Genomic DNA, 18954 nt, shown 5'->3' with positions numbered 1-18954 from the left:
ATACAATTTTACATGAATTCTGCTGTCTTAATTATGATGACTCTGTCATTCTGAATGTAACGCAGTGAAATGAAGAATCTAAGCTATCATGAGGTTCTTCTTTCGTCGGAATGACAATGGTGTGAAATTGTATAGAGTCGCCAAAATTAATTTTCAAAACAGTCTGCACTTACATCTACGCACATCTGACAATTGTAAGACAGTGCAAAATATTGCGCACAGGTATTGGAATATTCAGGACCCGTTCCGTAATTATTTCCGACAGGACAGCCTGAACAGGTTAAAGCACCTTTGATATTCTTTAATGCTGATCTTGTTAATTTTTTCATATTTATTTTATTCTTTAATGATTTCAAAACATTCCATACTTACCAACACACAATTTCTACAGGTTTCATGGAGATTCCAATAGGCTTCACAAGAATAAGAATGGTTACTTCCGGGGCCAAAAGCTCCTGTCGGACATCCATTACAATGTGAAATTGGAGGAATTCCTGCCCCGTTGATCTGTTCTAAATTTCGTCTGCTTAATTTTTGTAAATTTTTCATAGTCGTTTAATTTTATTTTATCCTGGACAACTATTAGTTACAGGATCATAAGAAAACATAATACAAACTCGTTTTTTCATAAACAAAGTGCAAATACCACATCCAGGAATCGTAGCACAATCAGAATCAATATTACATTCGTGATTCACTCCTCCCAAAATCTCTTTTAGATTCTCTCTGTTCATTTTTTTAAAATTTTTCATAGTAAATAGTTTTTGATGGTTACAGTATAAATCTTAATCAAGAGAACATTCGTAGCTTAGCAACACTTTAGACTTACAACATTCTGGCAAAGCATCATAGTCTGCACAGGATTTTGGAAAACCGGGACCATAAGGTCCGGGAGGACAAGTATAATTGCAGGTTCCTGCTCCGTTAATTGTTTTTAAGTTTTGTCTGTCCAATTTTTTTAGATTTTTCATAGTATTTTATTTTATTGGTTTAACTTATTTAAAAATAGACAATTAAACTAATTAAATCACAACCTATTGATAAATATTATTTTATGTTAAATTGTATTCAATAAATACTATTTGATACAAAACTTAATTCATGTTTCAAAATAATTTGTACATTTGTTCAAGCAGCAATGAATTATTTAAGAAACATATCTGATATTTCTACTCCGAATTTCTCTATTTCGGAAGGAAATTTTGTTTCTATTATTGCTACAACAACTACAACTACGACTACCCCATAACGGGGTAAATTTTCACATATCATTCACGCGCGTGTACTCTTTTTCTGAAGAGTAAAATTTCATTTTCCATAACTTAAAATAAAACATAATGAAAGTTTTAAAATTTGGCGGAACTTCTGTCTCCAATACCAAAAATATATTGAAGGTCGAAGATATTGTAAAAAAAGAATCTCTGAAAAATAGGGTCATTGTCGTAGTTTCTGCACTTCATGGTGTAACAGATCAATTGATAAAAGCAGCAGAATCAGCTTCTCAAAACAATGAAAACTATCTTCAAATTATTAAAAACCTTGAAGAAAAACATTTAGATTTAGTCAAAGAATTGATTCCTATTTTAGATCAAAGTTCATGGTTGAGCTTTGTTAAAAAACATTTTAATGACATCGAAGATATCTGCAACGGAATTTTCGTCTTGGGAGAATTTACGGATAAAATTAAAGACAAAATAACTTCTTACGGCGAATTTCTATCCTCAAACATCATCGCAGCAAGATTACAATTCGAAGGACTTGATGCCGTTTGGATGAACTCTTCCGAAAATATTATCACTAATAGTAATTACACCCATGCAAAAGTAAATTTTGAAGCTACAGAAAAGAATCTTTTACAATTTTTAAACGAAAATAAAAATCAAATGATCATCGCTCCCGGATTTATTGCTAAAGATGAAAAAGGCAATTCTACAACGTTGGGACGAGGCGGTTCGGACTATACTGCAGCTATCATTGCTTCGGCAATTGACGCGGATGAACTTCAGATCTGGACAGATGTAAGCGGAATGATGACTTCCGATCCGCGATTGGTTTCTAATGCAAAACCAATTCCTGAAATTTCGTATGCTGAAGCCATGGAACTTTCTCATTTTGGAGCAAAAGTTCTGTATCCGCCTACTATTCAACCGGTCATGGTGAAAAATATTGATTTAAGAATTAAAAATACTTTTGATCCGGAAGCAACAGGAACATTAATTTCTCATCAATTAGAAAAAATAAATCCTGAAAATCAACAGATTGCTGTTGGAATTTCAAATATGAGTCACATTACATTATTGACATTAGAAGGAAGCGGAATGATTGGAATTCCGGGATTTTCAGCAAAATTATTTCAATGCTTAAGCAATGAAAAGGTGAATGTTATTCTCATTACACAAAGCTCTTCTGAACATTCCATCACGGTTGCCATTCATGAAAAGGATATTTTTAAAGCAAAAAATGCTATTGATCTCGCTTTTGAAGATGATTTAAAATTAAAAAAAGTTGAACCGGTAAAAATTGAAAACCATCTTGCCATCGTCGCTTTAGTAGGAGAAAATATGAAAAGCAGAAGCGGTGTAAGTGCAAAAATGTTTGGCTGTCTGGGAAATAATGGAATCAATATCCGTGCAATTGCGCAGGGTTCTTCAGAGAAAAACATCAGCATTGTTATTTCCGAAAAAGACATCAAAAAAGCAGTCAATGTTTTGCATGAAGAATTTTTCGAGTCGGAAATAAAACAGGTTCATCTTTACATCTGCGGAACAGGAAATGTCGGGAAGAAATTGATTCAGCAGATCTATGATCAGAACGAATATCTAAAAGAAAATCTTTTGGTGAATTTAAGAATTGCCGGACTTTCCAATAGCCGTAACATGATTTTCTCAGATCAAGGAATTTTAGAAAACGAATTTGAGGACTTCAATCAAAATAGCGAAGAAGCTTCTGCTGAGAAATTTGCTCAGGAAATTATTTCACGAAATTTAAGAAACTCTGTTTTTGTAGATGTTACCGCAAGTTCTGAAGTTCCGAATATTTATGAAAAACTGCTAAAAAAGAGTGTAAATATTGTGGCCTGCAATAAAATTGCCGCTTCTTCAGATTTTGAAAACTATAAAAATTTAAAAAACATTGCCCGAAATCACAGCTGCAGATTTTTCTTTGAAACCAATGTCGGAGCCGGACTTCCCATCATCGGAACGATTAATGATCTGATAAGAAGTGGCGATAAGATTACTTCGATTCAGGCAGTTTTGAGCGGAACTCTGAATTTTGTTTTTAATAATTATGATGGAAGCCAACCATTTTCTGAAATCGTTGCGCAGGCACAAAAAGAAGGGTACACGGAACCCGATCCAAGACTGGATTTAGCAGGAACAGACGTTGCCCGAAAAATTTTAATTCTAGCCAGAGAAGCAGGATACGCCCTTGAATTTAATGAAATTGAAAACGAAAGTTTCCTTCCTGAAGAATGCATGAAAGGCAATGTAGAAGATTTTTACAAAGCCTTGTTTAAATATGAAAGTCATTTTAAAAATGTATTGGAAAAAGCTAAAAATGACGGAAAAATTTTAAAATATGTTGCTGAATTTAAAAACGGAAAAGCAAAGGTTGGATTACAGCACATTGCTCCGGAAAGTGACCTTTTTCATTTGTATGGAAAAGATAATATTGTGATTTTTAAAACATCAAGATATTCTGAACAGCCTTTAGTTGTGAAAGGCGCAGGAGCCGGTGCAGAAGTTACCGCAAGCGGAGTTTTCGCTGATATTGTACGTTCCATTTAAATTTTTAATTATGAAAAAAGTAAAATTACAAGTTCCTGCAACAGTTGCCAATCTGGTTTGCGGATTCGATATTTTAGGAATGCCCATCCATGAACCGTTTGATAAAATGGAATTACGATTACTGGAAACTCCTGAAATTATCATCAAACATACAGACCATTTCAAATTACCGGAAGAACCCTCACAAAATGTTGCCGGAGTCGTTTTATTAAAAATTCAGGAGTATTTGAACTTGAAAAACGGTTTTGAAGTCATCATTAATAAAAAAATAAAACCGGGAAGCGGACTGGGTTCCAGTGCGGCAAGTGCAGCCGGAGCCGCTGTTGGAGCCAATAAATTATTAGGAAATATTTTCACCAGAGAAGAACTTGTACATTTTGCAATGTTTGGAGAAGAATTAGCTTCAGGGGTGAAACATGCTGATAATATTGCTCCCTGCATTTTTGGTGGAATAACTTTAGTTAAATCTTCAAATCCGATTGATATTATTCCGCTGAATTCTCCTGATTTATTTGTAACTGCTGTTCATCCGCAGGTTGAAGTAAAAACTTCCGACGCAAGACAGATTTTAAAGAAAAATATTCTGTTGAAAGATGCAATAGAACAATGGGGAAATATTGCAGGACTGGTTGCAGGAATTCAGAATAATGATTTTAAATTGATCGGCAGAAGTCTGAACGATGTTATCGTAGAACCTGTAAGAAGTATTTTGATTCCGAAGTTTAGTGAGATCAAGGAAAAAAGTTTAAAACTGGGTGCTTTAGGTGGCGGAATTTCAGGTTCAGGACCATCGATTTTTATGCTTTCGGAAAAAGAAGAAATTTCACATAACATTGCAGAAATGATGAAATCTGTTTATAATGAAATCGACATAGAGAGTTTCGTCTATGTTTCAAAAATAAACCCATCAGGAATTAAAATCATTGAAGATTAAGAGTATCTCAAATTCATCTCAACATTAAGAATTTTCAATCTCAATGTTAAAAAATTATTCACAAAATATAAACTAATGAAATATTATAATTTAAAAGATAAAACAGAAGTTGTTGATTTTAAAACAGCTACCATACAAGGACAGGGAAAAGAAAAAGGGTTGTTCTTTCCTGAATTTATTCCACAGTTTGATCTGGAATTTATAGAAAACCTACCACAATATTCCGATGAAGAAATAGCTTTTCGATGCATGAAAGATTTTGTTGGAGATGAAATTCCGTTTGATATTTTAAAGGAAATCGTTTCGGAAACCATCAACTTTAAAATTCCTTTGAAAAAAATCAATGAAAATATATATTCATTAGAACTTTTTCATGGCCCAACTTTAGCTTTTAAAGATATTGGCGCAAGATTCATGAGCCGCTGTCTCTCTTATTTTCTGAAAGATGAAAATAAAAAAGTAACGGTTTTGGTAGCCACTTCCGGAGACACGGGAGGTGCAGTTTCTCATGGGTTTTACAACGCTGAAAATATTGATGTGGTTATTCTTTATCCAAAAAACCGGGTGAGTGAAGTTCAGGAACAACAATTGACAGCTTGGGGTGAGAATATTTCTGCGCTGGAAGTTGACGGCAGTTTTGATGATTGCCAGAATTTGGTAAAACAGGCTTTTTCAGATGAAGAAATACATTCTGCTTTATTTTTGACTTCGGCGAATTCTATTAATGTAGCGAGATGGCTTCCTCAGCAGATTTATTATTTATTAGCTTTAAAACAATGGCAGAAATTTGAAAAAGAGAATCCTGTCATTTGTGTTCCCAGTGGAAATTTTGGAAATATTTGCGCAGGAATTCTAACCCATTTTCGAGGACTTCCTGTTGAACATTTCATTGCTGCCTGTAACGAAAATGATGTTGTTCCGAATTATTTAAAGACGCAAAAAATGGAATTAAAAGAAACAGTTGCAACCCTTTCTAATGCGATGGATGTGGGAAATCCGAGCAATTTCATCAGAGTTCTCGAGCTTTTTGACCATCATTTTGAAGATTTAAAAAATAAAATTACAGGCTACTCTATCGATGATGAGAAAACGTTACAAACCATCAAAGAAGTTTATTTGAAATACAATTACCTGCTCGAACCTCACAGTGCCGTTGCTTACACCGCAATGGAACAATATTTGAAAGAAAATCAGGGTAAAAAAGGGTTTATTTTGGGAACAGCGCATCCTGTAAAATTTCCTGATGCAGTGGAGAAGGCAGTCTCAATTAAAATTGACCTTCCTGAATCTTTAGAAAATTTAATGAAGAAGGAGAAAAAAAGTACCGAAATACAACCGGATTTTGCTGAATTAAAACGATTTTTGCTGAATAAAAATTAGAAAAACATGAGCAAGATTTATCTTGAAAACGTAAAAATATATGCCTATCACGGTGTTCTTCCAGAAGAGAATATCATTGGAACGTATTACCTTCTCAATGTGGAGCTTCACACCGATTTATGGAAAGCTGCAGAATCCGATGATTTGAACGATACGATAAGTTATGCAGATATTAACCAGATCATCCATGATGAAATGAAGATCAAATCTAAATTATTAGAACATGTAGCCGGACGAATCATTTATAAAATCCATGATAAATTTTCACAGATCGACTATATCAAATTAAAGATTACAAAAACAGCTCCTCCTATGCAGGGCGAAATGAAAGGCGCAAGTATCGAACTGGAAAAAAGCTTTAAGCCTGAAAATTAATTTATTTCCTAATTTTACTTTCTAAAATTGAAACACTTGAAATTCATCAAAATATTATTTTTACTGGCTTTCATCAGTACTTTTGGACAAACAAATGTCGAGAACCAGCCGGTAGCTTACAATTTTCCGAAGATAAAGTCTAATATTACAATGCCTGTAACGATTCCTCTTTCGGAAATCAGCAATATGATCAATGCTTCTGTAAAAGAACTTATTTATCAGGATGATTCTTATACGGATAACAACAACGACCAGTTTAAAGTAAAAGTCTGGAAAACCCGTCCTATACGATTAGTAGGAGGAGCCAATCAAAATATTTTAATTGAAGTTCCTTTAAAAATATGGGCAGAAAAAGGGATTGGAACACTGGGAGTTTACACGTATCAGGAAACGACTTTTGAAACCGTGATGTACTTTAATACCACCTTAAATTTTCAAAATAACTGGACAATCGCTACGAGTACAAAGCCGAATGGTTTCAAATGGGTAACAAAACCTGTTTTAGATTACGGCAGAATTCAGATTCCTATTACCTCTTTGGTAGAAAAAAGTCTGGTTGAGCAACAGCAAAAATTCTGCAAAACCATTGATCAGCAAATGGCTACACAGCTTAACTTTCAGCAATATGCAGTGATGGCATGGAATGTTTTTTCGAATCCGTTCAATATTTCTGAAGAATATAATACATGGCTGAAAGTCTCTCCTATTACAGTAAACATCACACCTTTAAAGTTTTATGCCAATCAGATCAATACCAATATCGGAATTGATATTTATTCCGAAACCTTTACAGGAACAAAACCGGAAGCTTCACAACCTATAAAGACAGCTTCAAATTTTAACTTTTCACCAAATTTGGCTGATAATTTCTTGTTACAGACCACTGCAAATATTCCTTATACAGAAGCCAGTAATATTGCAAGAAAAACGTTTTTGAATAAAGAGTTTGATATCCGAGATTCAAAAGTGAAAATTACTGATATTCGGGTGTACGGAATCGATGATAAAATTATGATCGAAGCCCAAACAGAAGGATATATAAAAGGGACAACTATTATTTCCGGAATTCCGGTGTATGATGAAACGAAAAAGAAAATTGTTCTTTCACAGACCAAATTCAAACTTAAAACATCCAATTTCTTACAAAAAACAGCCTCTGTCTTATTTCAGGGAAAAATTGTAAAAATGATTGAGGAAGAATACGGTATTCCTACACAGGATCTTGAAAACAGTTCGAAAAAAAGCATTGAAGAAGCTTTCAACAAAGAATATTACAAAGGATTAAAAATGAGCGGAAGAGTTTTTAATCTTAAACCAACAAAAATTTTTCTAACATCATCGGCGATTACGGCTGTTATCGATACAAATGCTTCGTTAAAACTCACTCTTGCCGGAATTTAATATAACCTCTACTTGCAATAAGTCATTTTTTATAAATTTATCCCATTGATAAACAAGATAAAAAGAATGATCAACACAGAAATATAGCATAAAATTTTTGTTGAATAATATATTTTACTATATTTGCACACCTCAAAAATGGTAAAAAACGGTGCTTTGGCCGAGCGGCTAGGCAGTGGTCTGCAACACCATCTACAGCGGTTCGAATCCGCTAGGCACCTCCAAAAACTCTAATCCTAGGATTAGAGTTTTTTTATTTAAATAACATTGATCTAAATATTAGAATTACCAATAAAGAAAATTCAGAAATCTTTATCATTTATTTCTTTATATTCTTATCACTTATACTTTCCTATAGAGATTATTAATATCCTTAACGATTAGTCTGAACAAGGAATATTCAAACCATTTTACAATCTAAAATTTCCATTTTTATCTAAAAACTTTAAATCGTTATTTTCACCTCTTTTTCAATTTTAACATTTATTAACTTTATTTTGGCTTTATAATTGAAATTATGTTTATAATAATTGACAAATTTTGTCAATAAAAATTTGAATTATGAAAAAGATAGTGTTAGCAAGTTTTTTGTCAGTATTTTTAATGACAGCTTGTAAAAAAGATAATCAAGTAGCTGAAAAATCATTGGAACAACAGAAAATGGAATTTCAAATGAGACAGCTTGAGATTGAAAAACAGAAATTAGCTATTGAAAAAGAAAAAATGGCCTATGAAGCTCAAAAACAGGCAGACAGCATTGTTGAAGCTAAAAAAGCAAAAGAAGCCACTTCAAATAATTCAAGACCACAGGTAATAAGAGAAAAAACCATCTATAGAGAAAGCTCTGGTTCAAACGGAACCTATGCCAATAACACAAGCAGCACTACTACTTCACAAGGGACAACTCAGAAAAAAGGAATGAGTAAAGCCGCAAAAGGTACCATTATTGGTGCTGTAGGTGGTGCAGCAGCAGGCGCGATTATCGCTAAGAAAAACAGAGGACTTGGTGCTGTAATTGGTGGTGTTGTAGGTGGCGCAACCGGTTATACAATCGGTAGATCCGGAGACAGAAAAGATGGACGGGTTCAGCCAAAATAATTAGTATTTTCACGAATAACACTAAAAGATTGCTTATTTTTAGGCAATCTTTTTTTATGATTTTAATTTTACTTTCGACAATCTTACTCATTCCAACTTTAATCGGTTGGGGAAAAATTTCAGAATATTTTTTAGGTTCTTCATTAAAAGGAATTTCAGGGAAAATATTTTCTGGAATTTTAATCATCAGTTTAATATGGACAGTTCTCTCCTTTTTCATTCCGTTGAATATTTATATGGAAATTCCGACAATTCTAGTAGGGATTTTCTTCTTTATAAAAGATAAATTGTATCAGGAGTTTTCTGTTTTCTCAAAAAAAGATTATCTATTACTCTTGAACATTTCACTGATCGTTTTATTTTGCGGATCATTTTATCCATATATGATAGACCATTTTGGGTATTATGTTCCCACCATTAAATGGTTGACAGAATTCGGGTTAGTTAAAGGGATTTCAAATCTCAACCTTATACTTGGCCAAATGTCTATCTGGCATATTTTTCAGGCCGGATTTTCCAATTTTTCCGATCCGTTTTTAAGGATAAATTCAATTGTATTAATTATTTATGCTTTATATATCATAGAAAGAAAAAGCTGGATTCACCTATGTTTTCTTCCTATTTTATTACTATTTTCTCAATCTCCAAGTCCGGATTTACCGGTCATTATTTTTTCCTTGCTTATTTTAAACGAGATTTTACAGGGAAACAAAAATATTTCTTTCCTGTTCATTTATTCCGTTTTTGTTTTTGCGATAAAGCCGACCATGATCTGGGTTCCCATTTTAAGTTTTCTGTATTCAGTTTTTATCATCAAATCAAGTTTTAAAAACTTAATTCTGGGAATTCTAGTCGTTGTCTTATTTTGTATTAAAAACATTTACACTTTTGGTTATCCTGTTTTTCCCGTTTCAATTGGCGATATCGGAGTCAGCTGGAAACCCAATGCTGAAGTTTTAAAAATTTCATCGCAAATTGCCATTCGGAAAACCTATGATATGCAATATACTTACGCGCAGATTCAGCAGTTTTCATGGTTGGATTATATAAAAAACTGGTTTTTCTTACATGGTATAAAATCTAAAATCAATATTCTATTTGTTATAAGCTTATTCGTATTTACTGCTTTTACATTCAGGAAAAAAGATAAAATCACTACTTTGATTTGTATTTCAATACTTATTAAAAGCATTTTGGTCATTTTATTTTCAGCGCAGTACAGATTTTTCATCGATGTATTTTTTGTCATCTTTTTTGTGGTGTTCATTCCTTATTTTGACAAGAAAAAATCACTGATTGTATTTTCTGTTTTCAGTTTATTTTTCGTCGGATTCATATCCATTCCCCAACTTGTTAAAAAACATTTTCAGAGTTTCTATCTGGGAAATTTTATGAAAGAAGCTAAAATGGAACAGTTTTACAAACCGGCCGTTTATAAAACCATTGACTTTAATTCTTACAAAATCGGAAATCTTAATTTCAATGTTGCCAAGAAATATCCGCTTAGTTATGAAACTCCTCTCCCCGCCATTTCAGAAGGCTATGTTTTTGAGCACATCAATGCCGGAATTTTCCCTCAACTCATTGATAAAACAGATATGAAAAAAGGATTTATTTGGAAAACCATGAATCCGGAAGAAAAAAAAGAAGCACAAAACGTGATCAATTCTATCAACAATCTGTATAAACAGAAGTAATTTATGAGCTCCTTTATCTGAAGAAAAAGCCGTAAATTTGTATCATGTTAAATACTTTAGGTAATCTTCTCAGTCTTACAACATTTGGAGAAAGTCATGGTTTGGCTTACGGTGGAATCATCAATAATTTTCCGGCAGGTTTAACGGTTGATTTCGATAAAATTCAATACGAATTGGATCGAAGAAAACCAGGTCAATCTGCAATCGTAACCCAAAGAAAGGAAAGTGACACGGTACAGTTTCTTTCAGGAATTTTTGAAGGAAAAACAACCGGAACTCCCATTGGTTTTATTATCGAAAACGAAAATCAGAAATCAAAAGATTATGATCATATTGCGAACTCGTATCGCCCGAGTCATGCAGATTTCACGTATGATCAGAAATATGGTCTGAGAGATTATCGCGGGGGTGGAAAATCATCTGCGAGAGAAACCATGAACTGGGTAGTTGCCGGAGCTTTGGCAAAACAGTTCTTATCAAATATAGAGATCAATGCTTACGTATCTTCCGTAGGCGAAATTTTCTGTGAAAAACCTTATCAGGCTTTGGATTTTTCCAAAACGGAAAGCAATGAAGTGCGTTGTCCGGATGCTGAGACAGCAGAAAGAATGATCGAAAGAATCAAAGAAATCAAAAAAGAAGGCAATACGATTGGCGGAACGATTACCTGTGTGATCAAAAATGTTCCTGTAGGAATCGGTGAACCGGTTTTCTCAAAATTGCAAGCTGAATTGGGAAAAGCAATGCTTAACATCAATGCTGCAAAAGGTTTTGAGTACGGAAGCGGATTCTGTGGTGCAAAAATGACAGGGAAAGAACACAACGATCTTTTCAATGAAGATTTCACGACAAAATCTAACCTTTCCGGTGGAATTCAAGGTGGGATTTCAAACGGAATGGATATTTATTTCCGTGTGGCTTTCAAGCCTGTAGCAACCATTTTAAGGCCTCAGGAAAGTGTTGATAAATATGGTAACCCTGCAATTGTAGAAGGAAAAGGACGCCACGATCCTTGTGTTCTTCCAAGAGCAGTTCCGGTAGTGGAAAGTTTGGCAGCTTTTGCTTTAGCGGATTTATTTTTGATTAACAAAACAAGAAACATCAATAATTTTTAAAATATAAATAAAGTAATGGAAAATTACTGGGCTCAAGGAATTTCTTTTGAAGAGTATATTCAGATTGCAAAAGAAAGATTAGAACATCCTTCCAATCAACAGGAAATAGATTATAAACAATATTACGAACTGGGACTTCAGAGAATGGACAGAACTTTAAAAAAGTATGTTCCTGATGAAGAACAATTGAAAGAGCTGGCTGCGAAGAATTTTGACGGAAAGATTTTAATTATTTCCGAAGCTTGGTGTGGTGATGCGAGTGCAACAGTTCCTGCTTTGGTTACATTTTTCAAAGGTCATAATGAGGTAAAAATCTTCCTTAGAGATAGTGATAAAAGCTTAATCAATCAGTTTTTGACCAACGGAACAGAATCTATTCCTAAAGTTATTATTTTAGATGAAGATTTTAACGTAAAAGATTCTTGGGGACCGCGTCCACAACACGGAAAAGAATTACTGATGAAACATAAAGCCGATCCGGAAGGATATCCAAAAGATCAGTTTTATAATGATCTGCAGCTGTATTACGCAAAAAACAGAGGTAAAGATGCCGTTCAGGAAATTTTAGATCTTCTTTAGAATGTCACGGTTTTTTAGATTTTTTCTGCTCCTTTTCTTTATTTCAAACGTTTCGTATGCTCAAAAAGGAAAATTTGAAAGTAAAGAAGCAGAGTTTTTAAAAGTGTATACAAAGTTTTCAGAAAGTGAGGATTATGACAGTAAACAAGCTCAGTCTGCTAAATTTTCAGAAGAGTTTAAAAAATTCATTTCCGGAAATCCAGAAACGCTTGCTTATGATTTCAAAAAATTAAAAGATAAGCTATACATCATCACTTCCGAAGATAAGAAACTAAGATTTTATGTCTGGGATACAGGAATGGGAGGAACGATGGTAAGTTTTGATCAAATGATCCAGTATTCATCCAACGGAAAAGTAAAAACCATTTACAATTCCGACACTCCTTATTTTGTATCCGAAATTATAAAGACTTCAATTCGTAACCAGACTTATTATCTTGTTATTTCGAACGGAATTTTTTCTAATAAAGATCAGGCACAGGCTGTTCAGGCATTTACCATCAAAAATGATCAACTGATTGATACGGATAAAATCTTTAAAACGAAAACAAAAATGCTTAATAAAATTGAAGCAGAATTTGATTTCTTCAGTGTTGTTGACCGGCCGGAACGTCCTTTAAAATTAATTAAGTTTGATCAGAATAAACTGTATATTCCTGTTGTGGACGAAAAAGGAACCGTTAGCAAAAAGTTTTTGGTATATCAGCTCAACAGTAATTGCTTTGAGTATATTGGGATAAAATAAATATTTAAAATTCATGAAAAAAAACATAATTTATCTTGTATTAATCGTCATTATTGGTGTTATCGCTTTCGTTCCGGGAGTCAAGGAAAAATTGCAGGACACATTTTTACCGATCGCTACTATTGAAAATGCCGTACATATAAGTGATGAAGATTATGATATCGATTTACAGGGCATTAATGTTCCGAGTACCAACCTTAAAGCTTTCAAAGACAAAGCGGTTTTCCTTAATTTCTGGGGAACATGGTGTCCACCATGCAGAAAAGAATGGCCTTCAATTCAAAAATTATATGAAGGAAGAAAGGACAAAGTAGATTTTGTTTTAATCGCAATGAATGACCAGGAAGACGCAGTAAGAAAATTTTTAAAGGAAAATAATTACAACGTTCCTGTTTATATTGCACAAAGTCCTATTTCAGAAAAAATACTTCCGAAAGTATTTCCTACAACTTATCTGTTGAATAAAAACGGAAGAATCATCATTAAAGAAGATGCTTCAAGAGACTGGAATTCAGAATCTGTACATCAGTTCATTGACAGCACCGTTAAATAATATTTTAACTAAATTTTATAAATATTTGGTACAAAGTTTGTGAAATTTAATGTGTTAAAAATTATTTTAAAATAAACACAAAATGAAATATTCAAAATTGAGTCTGGCAAAAGAAGCCATCAACCACAAAGGTTTCATCAGAAAGATTCCTGATATTTTCAGAATGATAAAAATGTGGCGGAAAGGGCAATATCCCATGAAGTCTATAGATATCATTCTTCCTTTATTGGGAATTCTGTATGTGCTTTCTCCCATCGATCTTATTCCTGAAGTAGCAATACCTGTTTTAGGAGTCATGGATGATCTTGCGGTTTTGTACCTGGTCATTCCTAAACTGATAAAAGAAGTAGATAAGTTTTTACTTTGGGAAACCCAACAGAAGTACAGCACAGGAGAAACAAAGATTATTGACGCAGAAATAATAAAATAGAAAACATTCCCGATTGGGAATGTTTTTTTTGTGAACAACAAATCATTGTTTGTTCTGATGTTTAAAATTAACCACAAAGAGACAAAAGCTATTTCTACAGCTATACTCGGATATTAAAAGCAATCAAAAGAATAAAAATCAAAGATTTTTAAAGAATTGTGCGTTCTTACTTTCAGTTTAATAATAAACTTTCAATACAGTATATAAGTCTTCTGTGTCTTTTGTGGTTAAATAAAAAGTTTAAACAGATATTAGCTATGAGGTAAAATTGATATTTGAGTTTTTTCCCATTTTGTTTTCAAATCCTTAAATTTGCACCATCTAATAAAAAATAATGGAAAGTAAAAAAGAATTCTTTTTGGAGTGCTACAAACTGGGCATCATTAAATTCGGAAGATTTACATTAAAAAGCGGTATTGAAAGTCCGTTTTATGTAGATTTAAGACCTCTGGCTTCAGATCCTAAAATTTTGAAAAGCCTGGCCAATTATTTATTGGAAATGCTCCCTCTGGATAATTTCGATTTGATCTGCGGTGTTCCTTATGCTGCACTTCCTATGGCTACAGCAATGTCTTTGGAAAGCTATATTCCGTTAATTATTAAAAGAAAAGAAGCAAAAAGCTACGGTACCAAGAAACTGATTGAAGGAATTTACCAGAAAGGACAAAACTGTCTTTTGGTAGAAGACGTTATCACTTCAGGAAAATCTTTGATCGAAACTATTGCAGAGGTAGAACAAGAAGATCTTAAAGTTGCAGACATCGTTGTCGTTCTTGACAGAGAGCAAGGCGGAAAACAGCTTTTGGAAAGTAAAGGTTATAAAGTACACACGCTTTTCAATATTTCAGAAGTTTGCGAAATTCTTCAGGAAAACGGAGAATTATCTGATGAAGAGGTAAAAAGAATTCAGGATTTCTTACAAGGGAACCATATTCAGTTTGAAGAAAAAACAAAGTCTTCTTACGAACAAAAACTAAGCACTACACAACATTCTGTTTCTAAAAAATTATTAGAGACTGCTATCGCAAAACAATCAAATTTAATTGCTTCTGCTGATGTTACTACAACGCAGGAATTATTAGATCTTGCTGATAAAGTGGGTCCACACGTCATTGCATTAAAAACTCACATCGACGTTATTTCTGATTTTGAATACGAAAAAACAATTACTCCTTTAAAAGCATTGGCTGCAAAACACAATTTCCTATTGATGGAAGACAGAAAATTTGCTGATATCGGAAATACTCAGGAACTTCAGTTTACGAGCGGAGTTTTCAAAATTACAGACTGGGCAGATTTTGTGACTTCACAGGTAATTGGTGGTTTTGAATCTTTAGACTGCTTCAAAAACGTAGGTGTAGTCGCTATCATAGGAATGTCTTCTAAAGGAACTTTAACGACGAGCAGCTACAGAGAAGAAGCTTTAAAAGTGGCTTTATCTCATCCGAATGTAATTGGAGGCGTTTCTCAAAATACACTTCCTGAAGAACTGTTATTATTTACTCCGGGTGTGAATCTTGCTGATTCTGGTGACGGAAAAGGACAACAGTACAATACTCCGGAACACGTATTCAAAACTCTTCATACTGATTTCATTATCGTAGGAAGAGGAATTTATAAAGCTGAAAATGCTGAGCAAGCTGCCATCTCTTATAAAAATGAAGGCTGGAAAGCTTATTTGAATTCTTTGTAAAAAACAATTCAATATATTTTTTTTAAAACCACAAAAGGGATAAAAGAACTCATTTGAGTCTTTTATCTCTTTTGTGGTTAATTTTTTATCAACTCCTTGCTCAAATCTTTACGAAATCTATTCAAAATAAGTTATATTTGATACTTTATCAGGAATATTGAAAAGGATTAGTATTTGTCTTATTTTATTTTTAGGTGTTGCAGAGGTTTCTGCACAGAAAGACAGTATCTCTATTGAAGCAAAATTGTCTTCGGACAAGAAAACGATCACAGTGAATCAGGAACTGGTGTATTACAACCATTCCGAGAAAGACCTGAACACTATCAAATTGTTAAACTGGATTTCTGCTTATCATAAAAGAGGAACTTCTTTAGCCTACCGAAAACTGGAAGACCGGAATACCGATCTTCATTTTGCCAAAGATGAACAGTTGGGAAAGCTTTTAAATTTACAAATTAAAAGTTCCGATCAGGAAATCCCCGTTCAAAACCTTTCTGATGAAAATCTTTTCCTGCCTTTACAGCAAATACTGAAGCCGGGAGAGAAAATAAAATTACAACTGCATTATCAGATGCAGCTTCCTGATCAGAGATTTACAGGATATGGCACTTCTGATAACAGTGTAGCTTTAAAATATTTCTTTATTGTTCCTGATCATTTTGATCCGGATAATATTTCTTCAAAAAAATATCATGATATTGAGGAATCTGTGAACTTCAATACTTTTTGGAATATCCATCTTATTACTGATACAAAATATTATATTCAAAGTAATGTTTCCCAGTCAGCAGACGGAAATTTCATGGGTGATTTAGATTCCGAGCCGGAGTTTATTCTTTCTAAAAAGGAGTTTCCTGTGATAAAAATAAGTTCTGAGGACCTCAACACAGAAATAAAATTCGGATATCCTCTGAATCCTCAGGAAAAAGAAAATCTGGAATTTTTCTTACCTCTTCATTTAAGATTTATTAAAGACAAATTGGGATTTGTTCCTGAAACGCTTTTTATTTCTGAGAAATTCAGGAATAAGGAAGACTTTTTCGGCAATAATGACATCAATGTCTGGAAGTTTAACTTTCCTCTTTTTACAGATGCCGAAAAAATAGATCTGGACTATTTCGGAATTATTGCCAAAAAAATCCTTGATGAAAGTATCATTACCAGCAAACAGGACAATCACTGGTTCAAAAATGGGTTGAAATCGTATTTAGAAATCCAGTATCTGAATAAATTTTATAAAGACACCAAACTTTTAGGAACTCTTCCGGAAGCTAAAATTTTTGGAGTAAAACCTTTAAAGTTGTTTCATGCTTCCAAAGTGAAATTAATTGACCGGTATGGACTGGCTTATCAATACATCATGTCTCAGAATCTTGACCAGAAGGTTGATGAAAAATTCACAGTTTTGAGCAACTTCAATGATATGGCGATCAGCAGTTTTGAAACCGGAAGCTTGTTCAACTATTCTGCCAATAAAATGGGATACGAGAATTTCAACAGTCTGTTAAAAGATTTTATTGTAAAAAATTCACATCAAAACATCAATCCGAGAGACTTTTTAAAAGAGCTTTCAGAAAAAGATAAGAGAACAGAATATCTGGCAGATTTCCTTGAACACAAAAACCGGGTAAATTTTAAATTAAAAAGATTACAGAAAGAAAATGATACACTGAATATTAAAATTCAAAAAAATACATTTTCAAATATTCCCGTAAAGTTAAAAACGGAAGATAAAGAAGGAAATAAACAAGAATACTGGGTAGAAGGTGAAGAGAATGAAAAAACAAAGATTTTTCCACTGCCTGCAGATGATATTTACAAAATTACCCTGAATGAAGATTATATCTTTCCGGAGTCTAAATACAGAGACAATTATCTGTATGCCAAAGGTTTTTTCTCTAATACGAAGAAGATTAAATTCAAATTCATAAAAGATATTCCCAATCCTGAGTTCAATGAAATATATATAAGTCCAAAAATCAGATTTAACAATACCTACGATAAATTTTTGTTTGGTGTTAATTTTAAAAATCAGTCATTCTTTGATCAGAAATTCCTGTATTCATTTACACCGATGTATAGTTCCGGAACCGGAAAAATGACCGGATCAGGAGCTATCTCCTACTCTTTTCTGCCTGCAGAAAGTATTATCCGAAGTCTGACCTTCGGAGTTTCGGGATCGTATTTTCATTATGATTACAATCTTGCATATCGTAAGTTATCTGCCTTCTCCAATATTAATTTCAGAAAGAATCCAAGAAGTACGGTAGGAAGAAGTCTAGCTTTTTCATATAATTATTTTGAAAGAGATCTTAGCCCTGCGAGAATTGCCAACAAAGACTACGGCAAGTACAATCTTTGGAGTCTGGGATATGGATACAGCGATAGTCAAATGATTCATGAGAAGAGTTTAAGCATTAGTACTCAGGGAATGGAAGATTTCAATAAAATAAATGCGGAAGGGTTTTACAGATGGGAATTTGCTCCTAAGCAAAAATTAAGCTTACGATTATTTGCAGGATATTTTATAAGAAACGATACGCGAAACAGTACGTTCAACTACGGAATTTCAAGGGTTTCGAATTATTCATTTTCTTATACTTTATTGGGAGAAAGTGCCAGTAGCGGAATTTTATCTCAACAGTTTATTTTGGCTGACGGAGGTTTCAAATCTTTCTTACCGGGAAGCGTCAACCAATGGATTACTTCTTTCAATGTAGATTCCAGTGTCTGGAAAATTTTCCATGTATATGCAGATGCCGGATTTTATAAAAATAAAAATCATCCAACTCAGTTTATCTGGGACAGTGGAATAAAAGTGAGGGTTATTCCTGATTTTCTTGAGGTGTATTTCCCTGTACAGTCTTCGCTAGGCTTTGAGCCATCTTTTAAGGATTATGCAAGACGTATTAGATATACTCTGGTTCTGAATCTTGGATCTATTATTAATGCTGCCAGAAGAGGTTGGTATTAATTTTATAATAAAAAAACAGCTGCGGATTGCAGCTGTTTTCTTCTGATTTTCTAAAAATTATTTTTGACAACTATATAGAATTTTACACCATTATCATTCTGACGAAGGAAGAATCTTACTATAGCATAGATTCTTCATTTCACTGCATTACATTCAGAATGACAGAGTCATAATAATTAAGATAGCAGGATT

General features: G+C 33.4%; 18 protein-coding genes and 1 tRNA gene. 15 read left to right on the top strand and 4 right to left on the bottom strand.

Annotated features, from left to right (window positions below; translation table 11 throughout):
- Positions 1–146: 146 nt before the first annotated feature.
- Genes JI747_RS17210 through JI747_RS17195 form a run of 4 tightly spaced genes read right to left on the bottom strand, consistent with a single transcriptional unit; the run spans position 147 to position 971 of the window.
- Positions 147–329: a hypothetical protein gene (locus JI747_RS17210; protein ID WP_039368010.1), complete on the bottom strand. Its 183-nt coding sequence runs from the start codon at positions 327–329 to the stop codon at positions 147–149.
- A 7-nt stretch (positions 330–336) separates the two neighbouring features.
- Positions 337–549, bottom strand: a complete 213-nt coding sequence (locus JI747_RS17205) for a bacteriocin-like protein (protein ID WP_225690107.1) — start codon at positions 547–549, stop codon at positions 337–339.
- 17 nt (positions 550–566) lie between these two features.
- Positions 567–752 carry a bacteriocin-like protein gene (locus tag JI747_RS17200; protein WP_225690106.1) on the bottom strand — a complete coding sequence of 62 codons (186 nt, stop codon included), beginning with the start codon at positions 750–752 and terminating at the stop codon, positions 567–569.
- Between the two features lie 33 nt (positions 753–785).
- Positions 786–971: a bacteriocin-like protein gene (locus JI747_RS17195; protein WP_225690105.1), complete on the bottom strand. Its 186-nt coding sequence runs from the start codon at positions 969–971 to the stop codon at positions 786–788.
- Positions 972–1337: 366 nt separating this feature from the next.
- Here JI747_RS17195 and thrA point away from each other — a divergent pair, with 366 nt between their 5' ends.
- The 15 genes from thrA to JI747_RS17120 all read left to right on the top strand — a co-directional run bounded on the left by thrA (position 1338) and on the right by JI747_RS17120 (position 18762).
- On the top strand, positions 1338–3788 hold the full coding sequence (thrA, locus tag JI747_RS17190) for a bifunctional aspartate kinase/homoserine dehydrogenase I (protein ID WP_225690104.1): 2451 nt from the start codon (positions 1338–1340) through the stop codon (positions 3786–3788).
- A gap of 10 nt (positions 3789–3798) precedes the next feature.
- A complete protein-coding gene (locus JI747_RS17185; RefSeq protein WP_225690103.1) occupies positions 3799–4722 on the top strand; it encodes a homoserine kinase in 924 nt (307 codons plus the stop codon).
- A gap of 75 nt (positions 4723–4797) precedes the next feature.
- On the top strand, positions 4798–6102 hold the full coding sequence (thrC, locus tag JI747_RS17180) for a threonine synthase (protein WP_225690102.1): 1305 nt from the start codon (positions 4798–4800) through the stop codon (positions 6100–6102).
- Between the two features lie 6 nt (positions 6103–6108).
- Positions 6109–6477: a dihydroneopterin aldolase gene (folB, locus tag JI747_RS17175; RefSeq protein ID WP_225690101.1), complete on the top strand. Its 369-nt coding sequence runs from the start codon at positions 6109–6111 to the stop codon at positions 6475–6477.
- A 27-nt stretch (positions 6478–6504) separates the two neighbouring features.
- Positions 6505–7878 (top strand): DUF4403 family protein, encoded by a 1374-nt coding sequence (locus JI747_RS17170; protein ID WP_225690100.1) that lies wholly within the window; start codon positions 6505–6507, stop codon positions 7876–7878.
- 150 nt (positions 7879–8028) lie between these two features.
- A tRNA-Cys gene (locus JI747_RS17165) sits at positions 8029–8102 on the top strand.
- A gap of 337 nt (positions 8103–8439) precedes the next feature.
- Positions 8440–8976: a YMGG-like glycine zipper-containing protein gene (locus JI747_RS17160; RefSeq protein WP_225690099.1), complete on the top strand. Its 537-nt coding sequence runs from the start codon at positions 8440–8442 to the stop codon at positions 8974–8976.
- Positions 8977–9032: 56 nt separating this feature from the next.
- Positions 9033–10673 (top strand): LIC_10190 family membrane protein, encoded by a 1641-nt coding sequence (locus JI747_RS17155; protein ID WP_225690098.1) that lies wholly within the window; start codon positions 9033–9035, stop codon positions 10671–10673.
- Between the two features lie 44 nt (positions 10674–10717).
- Positions 10718–11788: a chorismate synthase gene (aroC, locus tag JI747_RS17150; protein ID WP_225690097.1), complete on the top strand. Its 1071-nt coding sequence runs from the start codon at positions 10718–10720 to the stop codon at positions 11786–11788.
- A gap of 15 nt (positions 11789–11803) precedes the next feature.
- Positions 11804–12367 (top strand): thioredoxin family protein, encoded by a 564-nt coding sequence (locus JI747_RS17145; RefSeq protein ID WP_225690096.1) that lies wholly within the window; start codon positions 11804–11806, stop codon positions 12365–12367.
- 1 nt (position 12368) lies between these two features.
- Entirely contained in the window at positions 12369–13112 is a 744-nt protein-coding gene (locus tag JI747_RS17140) for a hypothetical protein (protein ID WP_225690095.1), read from the top strand.
- 13 nt (positions 13113–13125) lie between these two features.
- Positions 13126–13665, top strand: coding sequence for a TlpA family protein disulfide reductase (locus JI747_RS17135; protein WP_225690094.1), 540 nt, complete (start codon positions 13126–13128; stop codon positions 13663–13665).
- Positions 13666–13747: 82 nt separating this feature from the next.
- Positions 13748–14095, top strand: coding sequence for a YkvA family protein (locus tag JI747_RS17130; RefSeq protein ID WP_225690093.1), 348 nt, complete (start codon positions 13748–13750; stop codon positions 14093–14095).
- A 334-nt stretch (positions 14096–14429) separates the two neighbouring features.
- The gene (pyrF, locus tag JI747_RS17125; protein ID WP_225690092.1) at positions 14430–15788 is read left to right on the top strand and encodes an orotidine-5'-phosphate decarboxylase; all 1359 of its coding nucleotides are present in this window, start codon (positions 14430–14432) and stop codon (positions 15786–15788) included.
- A 157-nt stretch (positions 15789–15945) separates the two neighbouring features.
- Complete coding sequence (locus JI747_RS17120) at positions 15946–18762, top strand: gluzincin family metallopeptidase (RefSeq protein ID WP_225690091.1); 2817 nt, start codon at positions 15946–15948, stop codon at positions 18760–18762.
- Positions 18763–18954 lie beyond the last annotated feature (192 nt).

The organism is Chryseobacterium tagetis, from assembly GCF_016735585.2.
GTDB classification, from domain to species: domain Bacteria; phylum Bacteroidota; class Bacteroidia; order Flavobacteriales; family Weeksellaceae; genus Chryseobacterium; species Chryseobacterium tagetis.
This window is presented reverse-complemented; position numbering and strand designations above follow the sequence as displayed.

Coding starts and splice junctions, on each gene's coding strand:
- JI747_RS17210 (WP_039368010.1), bottom strand. CDS start 329: ATGAAAAAATTAACAAGATCAGCATTAAAGAATATCAAAGGTGCTTTA.
- JI747_RS17205 (WP_225690107.1), bottom strand. CDS start 549: ATGAAAAATTTACAAAAATTAAGCAGACGAAATTTAGAACAGATCAAC.
- JI747_RS17200 (WP_225690106.1), bottom strand. CDS start 752: ATGAAAAATTTTAAAAAAATGAACAGAGAGAATCTAAAAGAGATTTTG.
- JI747_RS17195 (WP_225690105.1), bottom strand. CDS start 971: ATGAAAAATCTAAAAAAATTGGACAGACAAAACTTAAAAACAATTAAC.
- thrA (WP_225690104.1), top strand. CDS start 1,338: ATGAAAGTTTTAAAATTTGGCGGAACTTCTGTCTCCAATACCAAAAAT.
- JI747_RS17185 (WP_225690103.1), top strand. CDS start 3,799: ATGAAAAAAGTAAAATTACAAGTTCCTGCAACAGTTGCCAATCTGGTT.
- thrC (WP_225690102.1), top strand. CDS start 4,798: ATGAAATATTATAATTTAAAAGATAAAACAGAAGTTGTTGATTTTAAA.
- folB (WP_225690101.1), top strand. CDS start 6,109: ATGAGCAAGATTTATCTTGAAAACGTAAAAATATATGCCTATCACGGT.
- JI747_RS17160 (WP_225690099.1), top strand. CDS start 8,440: ATGAAAAAGATAGTGTTAGCAAGTTTTTTGTCAGTATTTTTAATGACA.
- JI747_RS17155 (WP_225690098.1), top strand. CDS start 9,033: ATGATTTTAATTTTACTTTCGACAATCTTACTCATTCCAACTTTAATC.
- aroC (WP_225690097.1), top strand. CDS start 10,718: ATGTTAAATACTTTAGGTAATCTTCTCAGTCTTACAACATTTGGAGAA.
- JI747_RS17145 (WP_225690096.1), top strand. CDS start 11,804: ATGGAAAATTACTGGGCTCAAGGAATTTCTTTTGAAGAGTATATTCAG.
- JI747_RS17140 (WP_225690095.1), top strand. CDS start 12,369: ATGTCACGGTTTTTTAGATTTTTTCTGCTCCTTTTCTTTATTTCAAAC.
- JI747_RS17135 (WP_225690094.1), top strand. CDS start 13,126: ATGAAAAAAAACATAATTTATCTTGTATTAATCGTCATTATTGGTGTT.
- JI747_RS17130 (WP_225690093.1), top strand. CDS start 13,748: ATGAAATATTCAAAATTGAGTCTGGCAAAAGAAGCCATCAACCACAAA.
- pyrF (WP_225690092.1), top strand. CDS start 14,430: ATGGAAAGTAAAAAAGAATTCTTTTTGGAGTGCTACAAACTGGGCATC.